The 16,643-nt window shown below is 67.6% G+C and carries 19 protein-coding genes; 15 read left to right on the forward strand and 4 right to left on the reverse strand.

From position 1 onward, the window contains the following. Nucleotides 1–15: 15 nt before the first annotated feature. The 9 genes from BJ980_RS17655 (at nucleotide 16) to BJ980_RS17695 (ending at nucleotide 8,182) form a co-directional block, all read left to right on the forward strand. Nucleotides 16–573: a F0F1 ATP synthase subunit B gene (locus BJ980_RS17655; RefSeq protein ID WP_179503500.1), complete on the forward strand. Its 558-nt coding sequence runs from the start codon at nucleotides 16–18 to the stop codon at nucleotides 571–573. Then, a complete protein-coding gene (locus BJ980_RS17660; protein ID WP_179503501.1) occupies nucleotides 573–1,385 on the forward strand; it encodes a F0F1 ATP synthase subunit delta in 813 nt (270 codons plus the stop codon). The genes BJ980_RS17655 and BJ980_RS17660 overlap by 1 nt, the downstream gene beginning before the upstream one ends. Nucleotides 1,386–1,439: 54 nt before the next feature. Then, a complete protein-coding gene (atpA, locus tag BJ980_RS17665; RefSeq protein ID WP_179503502.1) occupies nucleotides 1,440–3,080 on the forward strand; it encodes a F0F1 ATP synthase subunit alpha in 1,641 nt (546 codons plus the stop codon). 2 nt (nucleotides 3,081–3,082) lie between these two features. Continuing rightward, nucleotides 3,083–4,015, forward strand: a complete 933-nt coding sequence (locus BJ980_RS17670; protein WP_179503503.1) for a F0F1 ATP synthase subunit gamma — start codon at nucleotides 3,083–3,085, stop codon at nucleotides 4,013–4,015. A 21-nt stretch (nucleotides 4,016–4,036) separates the two neighbouring features. Continuing rightward, the gene (gene atpD, locus BJ980_RS17675; RefSeq protein ID WP_179503504.1) at nucleotides 4,037–5,491 is read left to right on the forward strand and encodes a F0F1 ATP synthase subunit beta; all 1,455 of its coding nucleotides are present in this window, start codon (nucleotides 4,037–4,039) and stop codon (nucleotides 5,489–5,491) included. Then, complete coding sequence (locus tag BJ980_RS17680; RefSeq protein ID WP_179503505.1) at nucleotides 5,491–5,883, forward strand: F0F1 ATP synthase subunit epsilon; 393 nt, start codon at nucleotides 5,491–5,493, stop codon at nucleotides 5,881–5,883. The genes atpD and BJ980_RS17680 overlap by 1 nt, the downstream gene beginning before the upstream one ends. Before the next feature lie 61 nt (nucleotides 5,884–5,944). Continuing rightward, entirely contained in the window at nucleotides 5,945–6,400 is a 456-nt protein-coding gene (locus BJ980_RS17685; RefSeq protein ID WP_179503506.1) for a DUF2550 domain-containing protein, read from the forward strand. A gap of 19 nt (nucleotides 6,401–6,419) precedes the next feature. Further along, nucleotides 6,420–7,361: an ABC transporter ATP-binding protein gene (locus BJ980_RS17690; protein ID WP_179503507.1), complete on the forward strand. Its 942-nt coding sequence runs from the start codon at nucleotides 6,420–6,422 to the stop codon at nucleotides 7,359–7,361. Then, nucleotides 7,358–8,182 (forward strand): ABC transporter permease, encoded by an 825-nt coding sequence (locus tag BJ980_RS17695; protein WP_179503508.1) that lies wholly within the window; start codon nucleotides 7,358–7,360, stop codon nucleotides 8,180–8,182. Before BJ980_RS17690 ends, BJ980_RS17695 begins: the two co-directional genes overlap by 4 nt. Before the next feature lie 30 nt (nucleotides 8,183–8,212). Here the strand turns inward: BJ980_RS17695 and BJ980_RS17700 are convergent, their stop codons facing one another. Both BJ980_RS17700 and BJ980_RS17705 read right to left on the reverse strand, forming a co-directional pair. Beyond that, a complete protein-coding gene (locus BJ980_RS17700) occupies nucleotides 8,213–9,061 on the reverse strand; it encodes a GTP-binding protein LepA (RefSeq protein ID WP_179503509.1) in 849 nt (282 codons plus the stop codon). 17 nt (nucleotides 9,062–9,078) lie between these two features. Then, complete coding sequence (locus tag BJ980_RS17705) at nucleotides 9,079–9,651, reverse strand: cob(I)yrinic acid a,c-diamide adenosyltransferase (RefSeq protein WP_179503510.1); 573 nt, start codon at nucleotides 9,649–9,651, stop codon at nucleotides 9,079–9,081. 259 nt (nucleotides 9,652–9,910) lie between these two features. Between BJ980_RS17705 and BJ980_RS17710 the strand changes: the two genes are divergently transcribed. The 5 genes from BJ980_RS17710 (at nucleotide 9,911) to BJ980_RS17730 (ending at nucleotide 13,979) form a co-directional block, all read left to right on the forward strand. Continuing rightward, nucleotides 9,911–10,222, forward strand: a complete 312-nt coding sequence (locus BJ980_RS17710) for an STAS domain-containing protein (RefSeq protein WP_179503511.1) — start codon at nucleotides 9,911–9,913, stop codon at nucleotides 10,220–10,222. Between the two features lie 186 nt (nucleotides 10,223–10,408). Further along, nucleotides 10,409–12,427 (forward strand): protein meaA, encoded by a 2,019-nt coding sequence (locus BJ980_RS17715; RefSeq protein WP_179503512.1) that lies wholly within the window; start codon nucleotides 10,409–10,411, stop codon nucleotides 12,425–12,427. Between the two features lie 37 nt (nucleotides 12,428–12,464). Then, a complete protein-coding gene (locus BJ980_RS17720; RefSeq protein ID WP_179503513.1) occupies nucleotides 12,465–12,800 on the forward strand; it encodes a hypothetical protein in 336 nt (111 codons plus the stop codon). Nucleotides 12,801–12,872: 72 nt separating this feature from the next. Further along, the gene (locus BJ980_RS17725) at nucleotides 12,873–13,037 is read left to right on the forward strand and encodes a hypothetical protein (protein ID WP_179503514.1); all 165 of its coding nucleotides are present in this window, start codon (nucleotides 12,873–12,875) and stop codon (nucleotides 13,035–13,037) included. Nucleotides 13,038–13,076: 39 nt separating this feature from the next. After that, nucleotides 13,077–13,979: an FAD-dependent oxidoreductase gene (locus BJ980_RS17730; RefSeq protein WP_179503515.1), complete on the forward strand. Its 903-nt coding sequence runs from the start codon at nucleotides 13,077–13,079 to the stop codon at nucleotides 13,977–13,979. 3 nt (nucleotides 13,980–13,982) lie between these two features. Here the strand turns inward: BJ980_RS17730 and BJ980_RS17735 are convergent, their stop codons facing one another. Both BJ980_RS17735 and nucS read right to left on the reverse strand, forming a co-directional pair. After that, on the reverse strand, nucleotides 13,983–14,519 hold the full coding sequence (locus BJ980_RS17735; protein ID WP_179503516.1) for a DUF952 domain-containing protein: 537 nt from the start codon (nucleotides 14,517–14,519) through the stop codon (nucleotides 13,983–13,985). A 65-nt stretch (nucleotides 14,520–14,584) separates the two neighbouring features. Next, nucleotides 14,585–15,283, reverse strand: coding sequence for an endonuclease NucS (nucS, locus tag BJ980_RS17740; RefSeq protein WP_179503517.1), 699 nt, complete (start codon nucleotides 15,281–15,283; stop codon nucleotides 14,585–14,587). A 151-nt stretch (nucleotides 15,284–15,434) separates the two neighbouring features. Here nucS and BJ980_RS17745 point away from each other — a divergent pair, with 151 nt between their 5' ends. Then, on the forward strand, nucleotides 15,435–16,616 hold the full coding sequence (locus BJ980_RS17745; protein WP_179503518.1) for a 3-hydroxyacyl-CoA dehydrogenase NAD-binding domain-containing protein: 1,182 nt from the start codon (nucleotides 15,435–15,437) through the stop codon (nucleotides 16,614–16,616). Nucleotides 16,617–16,643 lie beyond the last annotated feature (27 nt).

The following is a 16,643-nucleotide window of genomic DNA, read 5'->3' on the forward strand; positions in this document are numbered from 1 at the left end:
AAGAAGGACCTGCCCATGCAGACACTGACCATCCTCGCAGCCGAGGAGGGGCACGAGCTGAACCCGCTCATTCCCCACCCGGTCGAGCTGGTGCTGTCGCTCGTCGTTTTCGGGATCCTCTTCTTCGCTGTGAAGAAGTGGGTCGTGCCGAACTTCGAGGCGACCTTTGCCGAGCGCACCTCGGCGATCGAAGGCGGCCTCGCGGCCGCTGAGACCAAGCAGGCCGAGGCCGACGCCAAGCTCGCTGAGCTTGACCGTCAGCTCTCGGAGGCTCGCCACGAGGCCGCGCGCATCCGTGAGGAAGCACGCGAACAGGGCGCCGCCATCGTGGCGGAGATGCGGGACCAGGCCAACGCCGAGTCCACCCGCATCATCGAGCACGGCAAGGCCCAGATCGAGGCCGAGCGCCAGCAGGCGGTCACCTCGCTCCGGGCCGAGGTCGGTTCGCTCGCGACCGGCCTGGCCGGGCGCATCGTGGGCGAGAGCCTTGATGACGAGGCTCGCCAGAGCCGTGTCGTCGACCGCTTCCTCGCCGAGCTCGAGGCAGACGGCGCCGCGAACGGGGCGCGCTGATGTCCTTCCGTGGTGCTTCGGCCGAGGCGTTCGCATCGTTGACCACCGACCTGGACGGGACGGTCTCGGGCGCTCCCGAGACCGCCGCTCGGGTCGGTGGCGACCTGTTCTCGGTCTCCGGCGTGCTCCGGACCGAAGCTGGCCTGCGCCGAGTGCTCACCGACGTGTCGGTGGCGCCCGAGGCGAAGGCCGGACTGGTCCGGGACATCTTCGGCGACAAGGCCGTCGACTCCGTGGTGACGCTGGTGGCCTCCGCGGTCGCCAAGCGTTGGACGGTCGGACGAGACCTCGCCGACGCTCTCGAGCGGCTGGGAGTCCTGGCCACGGTGAAGTCCGCGGGCAGCGACACCGGTCGCCTCTCGGACGAGCTGTTCGAGATCGGTCAGCTGGTCAAGAACACTCCCGAGCTCCGCGACGCCTTCTCCGACCCTGCCCGGTCGCAGGAGGACAAGCGCGCGCTGGTGCACACCCTGTTCGACAACAAGGCGCTGCCGGCATCGGTCGCTCTCGTCGAGCAGGCCCTGGCGGGCACCTACCGCACCGTGGGGGTGGCGCTCGCTGAATATCAGCAGGCCGCCGCCGAGGTCCACGGACAGAGCGTGGCAGAGGTGCGAGTCGCCACTGCGCTGTCCGAGGCTGACCGCCAGCGACTGACCGACGTACTGTCGAGGCAGTACGGCCGGGCAGTGCACCTGAACGTGGTCGTCGACCCCGGCGTGATCGGCGGTCTCCGTGTGGAGATCGGCGACGACGTCATCGACGGCACCGTTTCCAACCGGCTCAGCGAAGCCGGTCGCAAGCTTGCCGGCTGACCACTCAGCCAGGCACCAGAACTGAACCGAGCAGACTCTAGATAAGGAAGTGTGATGACGGAGCTTTCGATCCGTCCGGACGAGATCCGGGACGCGCTGCAGCGCTTCGTGTCGGACTACAAGCCCGAGACCGCCAGTCGTGAGGAGGTCGGCACTGTCGCCGAGGCCGGCGACGGCATCGCCCGCGTCAGCGGCCTGCCGTCCGTCATGGCCAACGAGCTGCTCGAGTTCGAGGACGGCACCCGTGGCCTGGCCCTGAACCTCGACACCCGCGAAATCGGTGTCGTCGTGCTGGGTGACTTCGCCGGGATCGAGGAGGGCCAGACGGTGCGTCGCACCGGCGAGGTCCTCTCCGTCCCCGTCGGCGATGGTTACCTCGGCCGCGTCGTGGACCCGCTCGGCAACGCGATTGACGGTCTGGGGGAGATCTCGACCGAGGGCCGTCGTGCCCTTGAGCTCCAGGCGCCCGGCGTCATGGAGCGCAAGTCGGTCCACGAGCCCCTCTCCACCGGCATCAAGGCGATTGACGCCCTGACCCCGGTCGGCCGTGGCCAGCGCCAGCTGATCATCGGTGACCGCGCGACCGGCAAGACCACGATCGCGATCGACACGATCATCAACCAGAAGCAGAACTGGGAGTCCGGTGACCCGGACAAGCAGGTTCGCTGCATCTATGTCGCCATCGGCCAGAAGGGTTCGACCATCGCCTCCGTGCGTGGCGCCCTCGAGGAAGCCGGAGCGCTCGAGTACACCACCATCGTGGCGTCCCCGGCCTCCGACTCCGCCGGCTTCAAGTACCTCGCCCCCTACACCGGTTCGGCCATCGGCCAGCACTGGATGTACGGCGGCAAGCACGTCCTCATCGTCTTCGATGACCTGACCAAGCAGGCCGAGGCCTACCGCGCCGTGTCGCTGCTGCTGCGTCGTCCGCCGGGCCGCGAGGCCTACCCGGGTGACGTGTTCTACCTGCACAGCCGGCTGCTCGAGCGTTGCGCGAAGCTGTCGGACGAGATGGGCAAGGGCTCGATGACCGGTCTTCCGATCATCGAGACCAAGGCCAACGACGTGTCGGCATTCATCCCGACCAACGTCATCTCGATCACCGACGGTCAGATCTTCCTGCAGTCCGACCTGTTCGCGGCCAACCAGCGCCCGGCCATCGACGTCGGTGTGTCGGTCTCGCGCGTGGGTGGTTCGGCGATGACCAAGGCGATGAAGGCTGTCACCGGATCGCTCAAGGTCGACCTGGCGCAGTTCCGTGCCATGGAGGCGTTCGCCATGTTCGCCTCGGACCTCGACGCGGCCTCGCGCCAGCAGCTCGACCGCGGTCAGCGCCTGATGGCCCTGCTCAAGCAGCCGCAGTACTCGCCGTACCCGATCGACGAGATGACCGTTGCCCTGTGGACCGGCACCTCGGGTCGACTGGACAAGGTTCCGGCTGACGACGTGCTGCGCTTCGAGAACGAGTTCCTCGACTACCTGCGTCGCTCGCACGACGGCATCCTTGCCGGCATCCGCGAGACGCTGAAGTTCGAGGACTCGACCGAGGACCAGCTGGCAGCGGCCTACGACTCCTTCCTCGACCAGTTCGAGACCTCTGACGGCCAGTCGATCAAGGCTGGCAAGGAAGAGCACGTCGCTCTGGAGGACGAGGACGTCGAGCAGGAGCAGATCGTCAAGCAGAAGCGGGGCTGACCATGGCCCTCTCGGTGCGCGAATATCGCGCGCGGATCAAGTCGACCGAGTCGATGAAGAAGATCACGCGTGCCATGGAGCTCATCGCTGCGTCCCGGATCATCAAGGCACAGCAGCGGGCACAGGCGGCAGCGCCGTACGCCCGTGAGCTGACCCGAGCGGTCTCGGCCGTGGCGAGCTTCTCCAACGTCGACCACGCCCTGACCACGGAGCCGGAGAACCCGACGCGGGCTGCGGTCCTGATCGTGACCAGCGACCGAGGCTTGGCCGGTGCCTACTCCTCGAGCGTGCTCAAGGAGGCCGAGCGCCTCCTGGAGAAGCTCCGGGCCGAGGGCAAGGAGGCTGATCTCTATGTCTCCGGGCGCAAGGGGGAGGCCTACTTCCGCTTCCGTGGGCGCCCGATCGTGCAGAGCTGGACCGGATTCTCGGACCAGCCGACGTACGACGTGGCGCACGACATCGGTGAGACGCTGATCCAGGCGTTCCTCAGCGATGACGAGACGACGGCGGACGAAGGCGTGGCCCCGGGTGTCGACGAAGTGCACGTGGTCTACACCCGCTTCCGCTCCATGCTCGTCCAGGAACCGACCACCGTTCGACTGCTTCCGCTGGAGGTCGTCGAAGGTGAAGAGGCCCCGGACGACGCTGATCTGCTGCCGCTCTATGAGTTCGAGCCATCGCCTGCCGACGTGCTCGACTCCCTGCTCCCGCGCTATGTCCAGAGCCGGATCTTCTTCGCCCACCTGCAGGCTGCCGCTTCCGAGCTGGCCGCCCGACAGAAGGCGATGAAGTCCGCGACCGACAACGCGGACGAGCTCATCAAGAAGTACACCCGTATTGCCAACCAGGCCCGTCAGGCCGGCATCACCCAGGAAATCAGCGAGATCGTCGGTGGCGTCAACGCGCTTGCCGATGCCAACGCCGGCCAAGACTGAAGCGGAGAAGTGAGAGAAGACATGACTGCCACTGTCAATGAGGCCACCGAGACCACCGCTGGTGGCATCGGTCGCATCGCCCGGGTCATCGGCCCGGTCGTGGACATCGAGTTCCCGACCGACAACATGCCGGGCATCTACAACGCCCTCGAGTGCACCTTCGAGCTGGAGGGTGAGTCCAAGACGATCATCCTCGAGGTCGCCCAGCACATCGGTGACGGAATGGTCCGCGCCATCTCCATGAAGCCGACCGACGGACTTGTCCGTGGCGGCCAGGTCGTCGACACCGGTGAGTCGATCACCGTCCCCGTCGGTGACGCGACCCTCGGCAAGGTGTTCAACACCACCGGTGACTGCCTGAACCTGGAGGACGGCGAGACCCTCGAGGTCAGCGAGCGTTGGGGCATCCACCGCAAGGCGCCGGCCTTCGACCAGCTGGAGTCGAAGACCCAGATGTTCGAGACCGGGATCAAGGTCATCGACCTGCTCACCCCGTACGTGACCGGTGGAAAGATCGGTCTGTTCGGTGGTGCCGGCGTCGGCAAGACCGTGCTGATCCAGGAAATGATCGCCCGTGTGGCCAAGAACCACGGTGGTGTGTCGGTGTTCGCCGGTGTCGGCGAGCGCACCCGTGAGGGAAACGACCTCATCGTCGAGATGGAAGAGGCCGGCGTCATCGGCCAGACCGCCCTCGTCTTCGGCCAGATGGACGAGCCGCCGGGCACGCGTCTTCGTGTTGCGCTCTCCGCGCTGACGATGGCGGAATACTTCCGCGACGTGAAGAACCAGGACGTGTTGCTCTTCATCGACAACATCTTCCGGTTCACCCAGGCCGGTTCCGAGGTCTCCACGCTGCTCGGTCGGATGCCGTCCGCCGTTGGTTACCAGCCGAACCTCGCCGACGAGATGGGTCTGCTCCAGGAGCGGATCACCTCGACGCGTGGTCACTCGATCACCTCGATGCAGGCGATCTACGTGCCCGCCGACGACTACACCGACCCGGCACCGGCGACCACCTTCGCCCACCTGGACGCGACCACCGAGCTCTCGCGAGAGATCGCCTCGCTCGGTATCTACCCGGCCGTGGACCCGTTGACCTCGACGTCGCGAATCCTCGACCCGCAGTACATCGGCGCGGACCACTACAACACCGCGGTGCGCATCAAGTCGATCCTGCAGCGCAACAAGGAGCTCCAGGACATCATCGCGATCCTCGGTGTCGACGAGCTCTCCGAAGAGGACAAGGTCATCGTCTCGCGGGCGCGCCGCATCCAGCGGTTCCTCTCGCAGAACACCTACGTTGCCAAGCAGTTCACCGGCATCGAGGGCTCGACCGTGTCGATCGGCGACACCGTCGAGGCGTTCACCAAGATCGCCGACGGTGAGTACGACCACGTTGCCGAGCAGGCATTCTTCATGTGCGGCGGCCTCGACGACGTCGAAGCCAAGTGGGCCGAGATCCAGAAGAACCTGTGATGGCAGACGCACTGCGAGTCGAACTGGTGGCAGCCGACCGCCTGGTGTGGTCGGGCGAGGCCAAGATGGTCGTCGCCCGCACCACCGAGGGTGACGTCGGTGTGCTCCCGGGCCACGCTCCGATGCTCTCGCTGCTCATCGAGGGTGTCGTCGACATCCAGACGCCCGAGGGCGAGACCTGGGTCGCGGCCGTCGCACAGGGATTCCTGTCGGTGGCCAACAACCGGGTCTCGATCCTCTCGGAGTATGCGGAGATGTCGCACGAGATCGACCTCGAGAAGGCGCGTCACGACCTGGAGCGCGCACACGCTGCAGGCGAGAACGAGGACGCGGCGCAAGAGGCCGTCCGGCACGCCGAGGCCCGCATCCGCGCTGCGGAGAAGGCCTCCTGAAGCACCCATTCACCCTCCCGCTAGAGTGACGCCACGCGCGTCATTCTGGTTGGGAGGGTGAATGCCATTCTGGCAATGGATCGTCGATCTGATCGTCGTCCTGCTCATCCTCGTCGTCGTCTGCGGCTGCGCCCTGGTCATCCGTCGCCGGATGATCTCCCGCAACGGCGGCACCTTCGAGCTCAGCATCCGCGCCCGGTCTGCACAGATCGGGCGCGGCTGGGTTCTCGGGCTCGGCCGTTATTCGGGCGAGCAGCTGCAGTGGTTCCGGATCTTCTCGTTGGCCCCCGGCCCGCGGCGCTCGTGGCACCGTTCTGAGCTCAGCTATTCGGGTCGTCGCCAGCCGGCCGACAGCGAGCAGATGGCGCTGTACGCCGATCACGTCATCGTCATGGTTGCCACCCCCGACGGGCGGATCGAGATGGCGATGAACTCGGCATCCCTGATGGGCTTCCAGTCCTGGCTGGAGTCCGCGCCTCCGGGCGCCGACTGGACCCGGCGTCGCCCCCAGCTGTGAGTCCCGCATAGGTTGGGACATGCACCTAATCAGCGACGAAAGGGCGACCGTGGCGGGCACCGCGATCGAGATCAAGAACCTGACCAAGGCCTTCGGCGCTGTGCGGGCCGTGGATGACCTCACCTTCACGGTGAGACCCGGCGTGGTGACCGGCTTCCTGGGGCCCAACGGCTCAGGCAAGACCACCACGCTGCGGATGTTGCTGGGGCTCGTGGCGCCCGACAGCGGCAGCGCCACAATCGGCGGCCGGAAGTATGTCGACATCGATCGGCCGGCCTCGGTCGTCGGAGCAGCCCTGGAGGCGGCCAGCTTCCACCCCGGCCGCTCGGCGCTGGACCACCTGCGGGTCTTTGCTCCGCTTGCGGGAGTTGCGGACCAGCGCTGCAAGGACGTGCTCGAGCACGTCGGCCTGGGCCCGGTCAGTGACCGCAAGGTGGGTGGGTTCTCCTTGGGCATGCGCCAACGCCTCGGCCTGGCCACGACCCTCCTCGGCGATCCGGGCGTGCTGGTGCTCGACGAACCCTCCAACGGGCTCGACCCGGAGGGGATCGTCTGGTTGCGCGGGTTCCTGCGGCACCTGGCCCACGACCAGGGCCGCACCGTCCTGGTCTCCTCCCACGTCCTGGGCGAGGTCCAGGCCACCGTCGACGACGTGGTCGTCATCGCCGGCGGCAGGCTGGTCCACGAGTCGCCGTTGCAGGACCTGGTCGCGATGGCCGCTGACCGGGTGAAGGTGGTGACCCCTGACATCGACGGCTTCACCCGACTGGCCCAGTCGCGGGGTTGGCAGTTCGAGGTCGTCAGCGGTGGTCTGCACCTGATCGGCGCAGGTCCGGCCGAGGTCGGGGCCGCCGCACACGCCGAGCGGCTCGAGATCCATGGCCTGGCCGGTGAGGGCAAGGGCTTGGAAGAGGTCTTCCTCGAACTGACCGACCCCAACCGTTCGGCGGTGGCAGCATGATCGCGACGATGGCGAGCGAGTGGCGCAAGATCACCACGACCAAGATGTGGTGGCTGCTGGCCCTGGTGATGTTCGGCTACATGGCGTTCCTGGGAGCCGTGCTCGGGTTCTCCCTCACCCAGAGCACCGAGCCGACCGGACCCGGGATGGGTGGCGGCGGCGTACCGTCGGGCCTCGAGGCAGCACAAGCGACGTACACCGTCGGGGCATCGCTGGGCTATGTGTTCCCGTTGATCGTGGGCGCGTTGGCGATGACCGGCGAGTTCCGCCACCAGACGATCACCCCGACCCTGCTCTACCAGCCGGTTCGCAGCACGGTGCTGTTCGCCAAGCTCGCGGTCAACCTGGGACTCGGCCTGGTCTATGGCGTGATCGGGACCCTGGGCGCGGTCATCGGCGCGGCCCCGTTGCTCGGCACGGTCGGCGACGGGCTTTACCTCGACAACGGCGAGGTGTGGGGCAACCTGATCTTCTCGGTCGTCTCCCTGGCCATCTGGGCGGTGATCGGCGTTGGGCTGGGCACGATGCTGACCAACCAGGTGGCCGCGATCGTGATCATCCTTGCCTTCACCCAGTTCGTCGAGCCGATCCTGCGGATCGGCCTGGCCGCCGGAGGCGACGCGCTGGACCTCGGTGCGATGAGCGAGAGCGCCAAGTTCCTGCCCGGAGCGGCTGCCGAAGCGCTGGTCGGCTCGTCGTTCTATGCCGCCTCGGGTCTCGAGCTGCTCGGTCGCTGGGCCGGAGCGGCGGTGCTGATCGCCTATGCCGTGGTGTTCGCGGTGATCGGCCGGTTCACGACCCTGCGCAAGGACATCACCTGAGGCTGGGCCGGTCGACCGGGGGAGTCGGTCTCAGCCGGCCCGGTGCAGCTCGATCGCCTCGCGCATCGCGTCCATGACGTAGGTCGGGACCGGCAGTCCGCGGCGCTGGGCCCAGAGCAGGTCGTTCTCGACGCGACTGATCTCGGTGACGAAGTGGTCCAGGTCGTCCTCGACCCCGAGCGCGACCAGCACCGCACCGAAGTCGGCCCGCTGCAAGTCGTTGTTCGCACCCACAGGGGCGAACGAGATCCGCCGCAGGCGGGCGATCAGCCAGCGCTGCCACGGCGAGAGCTGGGCGTCGAGCGCCGTGGCCGAGAGCCGGTAGAACGCATAGTGGCCGGGCTCCTGGCGCCGGATTGGGGCGATCACGGTCTGCGCGACGGCCGTCTCGCCGAGCTGGGCCACCCCGTCGTGGAGACGGTTGTAGGCCAGCACCGCGGAGCGCTCGGTCGACATGCCGGTCAGGTAGTAGAGCATGCGCACCACGTCATGGACCGGCGACAGGTGGGCCAGGGCGCCGAGGATGCGGATCTTCGGCGAGACGGTCGTGGTGTCGGTGACCGCTGGTGGGCGTCCGATGACGGTCTGCAGCTTGTCGAGGATCAGGCCGTGGTGGATTTCCTGGGGCTGCCAGACCTCGCTGTAGAAGCGCCGGTCGACTGCCGAGGCGTCCGGAAGCATGGCCGTCAGCTCCAGGACGTTGCGGTCCACCTCGAGCTCGACGCGGGCCAGGTAGTCGAGCACGTGCCCATATCGCTCTGCGAGCAGCTCGGGCCGGTGCACGGTGTAGTCGACCGAGTCGAGCGGCACCGGGGGATGCTCCTGCTCGATCCTGTCGACGTGGGCACTCAGGCGCGCATCGGAGGCCACCGTAGGCATGCGCCGAGCATAGTGCCTCAGCGCTCGCCGCCGGGGACCCACAGCACATCGCCGTTCTCACGGTTGGCGTGCCGGGCCAGGATGAAGAGCAGGTCCGAGAGCCGGTTCAGATACTTGATGGCGAGGATGTTCATCGTCGCCTCGTGCTCGGCCCATGCGGCCCAACCGGCGCGCTCGGCACGACGTACGACGGTGCGCGCGACGTGCAAGTGCGCCGCACCGGCGGTGCCCCCGTTGAGGATGAAGGACCGGAGGTTCTCCAGGTCCTCGTTGAACTCGTCGCACCAGCCTTCGAGCCGGTCGATGTAGTCCTGCTCGATGCGCAGCGGCGGATATTCGGGGTTCTCCACGACCGGCGTGGCAAAGTCCGCGCCGACGTCGAAGAGGTCGTTCTGGATGCGGGTCAGCACCTTGACGACGGGCTCGTCGAGCGCGCCCTGGGCCAGCGCCACACCGATCACTGCGTTCGCCTCGTCGGCCGTCGCATAGGCCTCGAGCCGGAGATCGGTCTTCGACGTGAGGCTCATGTCGCTGAGTCGGGTCTGTCCGGCGTCGCCGGTGCGGGTGTAGATGCGGGTGAGGTTGACCATGCATCGAGCGTAGTGGCCGGGGTACAGGGGCGCTGTCCAGGGTCGCAATGCGGTGCGGTTGGGTCCATGGAGCACCACTTGAGTCACACCAGTCACATAGCGGACATTGCGCCTCACGAACGTCCGACCATGTGTCATCCGGTGGATCCGCAGAAATATCCGGGCCGCGGGGCAACCAAAACAACGTGGTCCGCGTCATAGTTGGTGACAGAAGGTTTCAACGTGGGCGTTCGGGCGTCCATGAAGAAGGGGAGACGACATGGACATCACCACCGACGGTCCGGCACTCGTCCTTGCCGGGCAGTTCGACGTGCGCAGCACCATGGAAGTTCGAGCCGCCATCTACCAGCACCTGCACGAGTGCCTCGACGAGGAGATCTTCGTCGACCTCACCGATGTCGACGCGGTCGACGTGACCGCGCTCAAGGTCCTTGCCGTCGCGACGCGTTCGGCCGAACGCGACGGACGCCACCTCCGCCTGCGGGGTTGTGGCCCTGCCGTCCGACGGATGCTGCACGTCTCCCACCTGCGCCGACTGGTTGCGGTCGAGCGCGAGAAGATCCCGGCCTGACGCAGAGGCGTCCTTCGGCCGACGCGGCCGGACCGGGCCGACCGCAGGGGAGTCGGCCGGGTCCCGGGCGTGCTGATTGTTCCCGCGCAGATGACTGCGCATGAGGTTTGGGCACGACGCTGGATGTAGTCATCCCCACACACGGACACGGTTACCGGTCGGTCAACTTCGTTCTAGGCTTCGCTCATGAGCAACTCTGCAGAGAACCCGGTGACCAAGGACCGACCGTGGGTGATGCGCACCTACGCCGGCCACTCCACGGCCGAGGCATCGAACGCGCTGTACCGGAACAACCTGTCCAAGGGACAGACCGGGCTCTCGGTTGCCTTCGACCTGCCCACGCAGACCGGATATGACCCGGACTCGCCGCTGGCGCGCGGCGAGGTCGGCAAGGTCGGCGTGCCCGTCCCGCACATGGGCGAGATGCGCAAGCTCTTCAAGGACATCCCGCTCACGGAGATGAACACCTCGATGACCATCAACGCGACGGCCATGTGGCTGCTCGCGATGTACCAGGTCGCCGCCGAGGAGCAGAACCCCGAGCTGGACCCTGCCGAGGTGGCCAAGCAGCTCGCCGGGACGACGCAGAACGACATCATCAAGGAATACCTCTCCCGCGGCACCTACGTGTTCCCGCCCGAGCACTCCTTGCGGCTGATCAGCGACATGATCGCCTACACGGTGAACTACATCCCGAAGTGGAACCCGATCAACATCTGCAGCTATCACCTGCAGGAGGCCGGCGCCACGCCGACCCAGGAGCTCGCCTACGCACTGGGCACGGCCATCGCCGTCCTGGACGCGGTCAAGGACGCCAAGCAGGTCTCGGAGGAGGACTTCGAGAAGGTCGTCGGCCGGATCTCCTTCTTCGTCAACGCTGGTGTCCGGTTCGTGGAGGAGACCTGCAAGATGCGGGCCTTCGTCCAGCTCTGGGACGAGATCACCCGTGAGCGCTACGGCGTCCAGGACCCCAAGATGCGCCGCTTCCGCTATGGCGTCCAGGTGAACTCCCTCGGCCTGACCGAGGCCCAGCCCGAGAACAACGTCCAGCGGATCGTGCTCGAGATGCTCGGCGTCACGCTGTCCAAGAACGCCCGCGCCCGCGCCGTACAGCTGCCGGCGTGGAACGAGGCGCTCGGCCTGCCCCGGCCCTGGGACCAGCAGTGGTCACTGCGCCTGCAGCAGGTGCTGGCCTTCGAGTCCGACCTGCTCGAGCACGAGGACATCTTCGACGGCTCGCACGTGATCGAGGCCAAGGTCAACGCACTGGTCGAGGGCGCCAAGGCCGAGATGGACCGGGTCCAGGCGCTCGGCGGTGCGATCGCGGCCGTCGAGTCCGGCTACATGAAGTCGGAGCTCGTCTCCGCCCACGCCGCACGTCGCGCTCGGATCGAGTCCGGCGAGGAGAAGATCGTCGGGGTGAACAGCTTCGAGACCACCGAGCCGTCGCCGCTGACGGCCAACCTCGACGAGGCGATCATGACCGCCGATCCGAAGGCCGAGGAGGCCGCCAAGGCCTCGGTCGAGGCGTGGAAGGCGCAGCGCGACGAGAACGCGGTCACCGAGGCCCTGGCCCGGCTCGCCGAGACCGCGAAGGGAACCGAGAACCTGATGGAGGCCACCTTGGCCGCCGCGCGTGCAGGTGCCACCACCGGTGAGTGGGCCGGAACGCTGCGCGAGGTCTTCGGTGAGTTCCGTGCACCGACCGGTGTCTCCGGCGCTGTCGGGGTGGCCGAGGCCGGAGCCGAGCTCACCGCCGTGCGCGAGAGGGTCCAGGCCACCGGCGAGGAGCTCGGAGGCCGGCTGCGACTGCTGGTCGGCAAGCCGGGACTCGACGGACACTCCAACGGTGCCGAGCAGGTCGCGGTGCGTGCTCGCGACGCTGGCTTCGAGGTGATCTACCAGGGCATCCGGTTGACCCCCGAGCAGATCGTCGCCGCGGCCGTCGCCGAGGACGTGCACTGCGTGGGTCTCTCGATCCTGTCCGGATCGCACATGGAGCTGGTCCCTGCCGTGCTCGCCGGCCTCGAGGAGGCCGGCATGGGCGACGTCCCGGTGATCGTCGGCGGGATCATCCCCGACTCCGACGGCAAGGCGTTGATCCAGTCCGGAGTCGCTGCGGTCTACACGCCCAAGGACTTCGGCCTGACCCAGATCATGGACGGCATCGTGGACGTGATCCGGAAGGCCAACGAGCTCGACTGAGACTCGACGACGTTCGGGCGGGGGCACAATGGGGGTCATGTCCGACCTCCAGTGCCCCGCCCGGATGTGGGTCGTGCCGGCCGCGGCCACTGACCTCGATCGGTTCGAGGGACTGCGGAGCGCCAAGGTGTCCTTGGTCTACAGCGACGCGAGGAGCCTGGCCCGGGCCGTCGAGGTCGCAGACGACCTCGGGGTCCCGGTGGAGATCAGGCTCGACCTGCCGCGGCTCGGTGTCGCTGACCCGGTGCCCGAGGTCCTCGACGACCTGGCCGACCTGCACCGCGGGGAAGCGGTGGCGTTGGTGCTCGATGTTGCCACGGCCCTGGTCCTCGACCGGGACACGGCCGGCTGGTCGGTGCGCGCGCTCGACTGACAGGGACGCCCGGATGCGATGCGCGTCACAGAGGTAAGGCAACCCTTCACGTTGGGGCGTATCATCGTCGGCATGGGGAAGAAGGTGAAGCCGAAGAGCGAGTGCTGCGTGTCCAAGGACCGTTGCAAGCGTTGCCCGATCCGCATGATGAAGGAGGGCACGCTCCCGCCCGGCTACACCGTGAAGAAGCGCAAACTGGTCAAGGTCGACAAGAAGAAGCTGGCCAAGGCGGCCTGATCCACGCGCGGATCGGGACAAGTGCGGCAGACTCCTGCCATGTCTCGAGTGATCGTCGTGGGCGCCGGTGTGATCGGCCTGACCTGTGCTGTCCGGCTGCTCGAGCGTGGCCACCGGGTGAATGTCGTCGCACGCGACCTACCCCTGGAGACGACCAGTGCCATCGCCGGTGCGTTCTGGTATCCCTATCGAGCCCTTCCCCAGGACCGGGTCACGGCATGGGCCGGAGCGTCGTACGCCGAGTTCGTCGGCCTGGCAGGTGAGCCGGAGACCGGGGTCTCCATGGTCACCGGGACCGAGGTCTTCACCAACCGCCAGCGTGATCCGTGGTGGCGCGAGGCCGTGCCGAGTCTGGATCGTGAGACCTCGCTGCCGGCGGGCTATGTCGACGGCTGGACCTTCACCACGCCGGTGATTGAGATGCCGGTCCACCTGCGCTGGCTGAGCCGGCGGGTGGACGAGCTCGGCGGCACCATCACCCGGCTCAACCTGTCCGCCCTCCCGACGGGTGCCGACCTGGTCGTCGACTGCGCCGGGCTCGGTGCCCGACACCTTGCGGGCGACCGTTCGGTGACGCCGGTGGCCGGCCAGGTCGTCGTCGTGGAGCAGTTCGGCCTCGACCGGTGGTGGCTGGATGCGGCAGGACCGACGTACGTCGTGCCCCGCGCGCACGACGTCGTGGTGGGCGGCACCGATGCCGAGGGGGAGTGGAACCGGAGCCCGTCACCCAAGACTGCCGCGGACATCCTGGAGCGGGCCGCACGCCTGGTGCCGGGCGTGGACCGAGCACGGGTGCTGCGCCACAAGGTGGGCCTGCGCCCGGTGCGTCCGGCCGTCCGCGTCGAACGGATCGGCGACGTGATCCACTGCTATGGCCACGGCGGCGCCGGGGTCACCCTGTCCTGGGGCACCGCCGACGAGGTCGCCGCCCTGGCCGGTTGACCCTCAGCCGGCGAGGCGTCGTTCGCGGCGTCGGTAGAGTGCGATCATGGCGGCCGTGGACAGGGCCGCGCCCACCAGGAGAGCCCAGAGCCCGGCCGAGTCTCCCCAGAGCCAGACGCCGAGGAAGCCACATGCCGAGGCCACGACCATCACCACGATCGCGGCGGCGATGCGGAACGAGAACTCGGCCAGGAACTCACCCATGAAGCTGCGCTGGGGGCGTGCCTGCTGGCCGCCGAGCGGTTCGACGGCGACCACCGCGGACGGGTTGATCGGCCCATGGATGTGCGGGTACGTCGTGTCGCCCACCTCGTCCTCGCTCCACGGGGAGGTCAGCTTCTCGGTGTCGATCGTCAACAGCACCAGGGGAGTGCGGACGTCGGCGTAGTAGCGCTCCCGCACGCCCTCGACCTGGTCCTCGCGGGAGGCGTGGATGAAGCCCTCTTCCTCGAGCGTGCGATCCAGCGTCGACTGGGCATAGGAGCCCGCCAGCCGTGCGGCGTCCCAGCGGGACTTCTCGGCGATGTGGAAGATGAGCATGGTCAGATCCTGTCAGACGTTCAGCCGGGAGTGGACGCGCCGGGAACGGTTCCAGATCCTGTCGCCTAGAAGAGTCGCTCGGTGGGGTCGTCCATCCCGCGCAGCGCGTCGTAGTCGACGGTCACGCACTGGATGCCGCGGTCGGTGGCGAGCACCTTGGCCTGCGGCTTGATCTCCTGGGCCGCGAAGATGCCGCGCACCGCGCCCTTGGCGGTGAGCAGCGGGTCGCGGTTCAGCAGCTCGAGGTAGCGGGTCAGCTGCTCCACGCCGTCGATCTCGCCACGACGCTTGATCTCGACGGCCACGGACTCACCGTTGGCGTCGCGACACATCAGGTCGACCGGGCCGATCGGGGTGGGGAACTCCCGGCGGACCAGGGTCAGGCCGGTGCCCAGGCTGGCCGGGTGGTCGGCGAGCAGCTCCTGCAGGTGCTTCTCCACGCCGTCCTTCTGCAGGCCCGGGTCGATGCCGAGGTCGTGCTCGGAGTCGGAGTGGATCTCCTCGAGGAGGATGCGCAGGGTGTCGGCGGGGCCCTTGCCCGATGCTCGGCTGGTCACGAGCCATTCGACCTGACCGTCCTCGGTCACGCCCTCGGTGACCTTGCAGGGCGGCGACATCCAGTTCAGCGGCTTGTAGGAGCCTCCGTCGGAGTGCACCAGCACCGACCCGTCGGCCTTGATCATCAACACGCGGGTCGCCATCGGCAGATGGGCCGAGAGGCGGCCGGCGTAGTCGACCTGGCAGCGCGCAACAACGAGTCTCACGGGAGGCGAGGCTACCGGTGCGCCGGGAAGTGCGGCGTACCGGTTCGTGAACCGCGGACATATCGCCTCGCGCGTCAACGTCTTCCAGATCACGTATCGAGTTCTGGTCTGAGGGTTACCCGCGGGTAGAACGCGTGTCACAATCGCTCGCATGACTGACACCTCAGCCACCAACGAGCAGATCAGCCGCGAGCTGGTCCTCCCTTACCTCAACCACGCGGTCCGCATGTTCGAGAGCGGCTACGCCTCGGCGACCGACATCGACAACGCGATGCGCTTCGGCTGCGGCTACCCGCAGGGCCCGCTGGCCACCATCGACGAGATCGGCGTCCAGCAGGTCCGTGACGAGCTGGCTGCGCGTTTCTCCGAGAGCGGCGACAACCTGCACAAGCCGGCCGACCTGCTCGAGAAGCTGGCCGCCGAGGGTACGACGTTCGCGTCCGGTGCCGCCGGTGCCGATGCCGAGGCGCCGCAGCTGAAGCACGAGATCACCAAGGTCGGTGTCGTCGGCACCGGCACGATGGCCTCGGGCATCGTCCAGGTCTTCGCCCAGGCCGGCTATGACGTCGTGTTCGTGGGTCGTGGCGAGGACAAGATCGCCGGTGTCGTGGCGTTCATCGAGAAGGGTCTCGGTCGCCTGGTCGAGAAGGGCAAGCTGGACGAGGACACCAAGGCTGCGGTGCTCGGTCGCCTGACCGGGTCCACCAGCCGTGAGGACCTGGCCGACGTCGACCTCGTCGTCGAGGCCATTGCCGAGGACCTCGAGATCAAGACGCAGCTCTTCAAGGACCTGGACCGGATCGCCAAGCCCGGCGCGATCCTGGCCACCACCACCTCGTCGATGCCGATCACCCAGCTCGGCGAGGTCACCTCGCGCCCCGAGTCGGTCATCGGGATGCACTTCTTCAACCCGGCCACCGTGATGAAGCTGGTCGAGGTGGTCACCACCTCGGCGACCTCGGCCGACGTGGACCAGACCGTCCTGGCGCTGTGCGCGAAGGTCAAGAAGGTCGCCGTCTCCTGCGCCGACCGCTCCGGCTTCATCGTGAACGCGCTGCTGTTCCCCTACCTCAACGACGCCGTCAAGATTGTCGACGAGGGCCGCGCGGACATCGACACGGTCGACGCCGCGATCAAGGAGCAGGCCGGCTTCCCGATGGGACCGTTCCAGCTGCTCGACGTGGTCGGCAACGACGTGTCGTTGGCGATCCAGCAGGAGTTGCACACCGAGTTCAAGGAGGCCGGCTTCGCGCCGGCCGCCGGGCTCGAGAAGGTCGTCGCCGAGGGCAACCTCGGTCGCAAGACCGGCAAGGGCTTCCACACCTACAACTGAGCCACACGCGCCGCGCCGCGAGGTGCC

Source organism: Nocardioides daedukensis (assembly GCF_013408415.1).
Lineage (GTDB): Bacteria > Actinomycetota > Actinomycetes > Propionibacteriales > Nocardioidaceae > Nocardioides > Nocardioides daedukensis.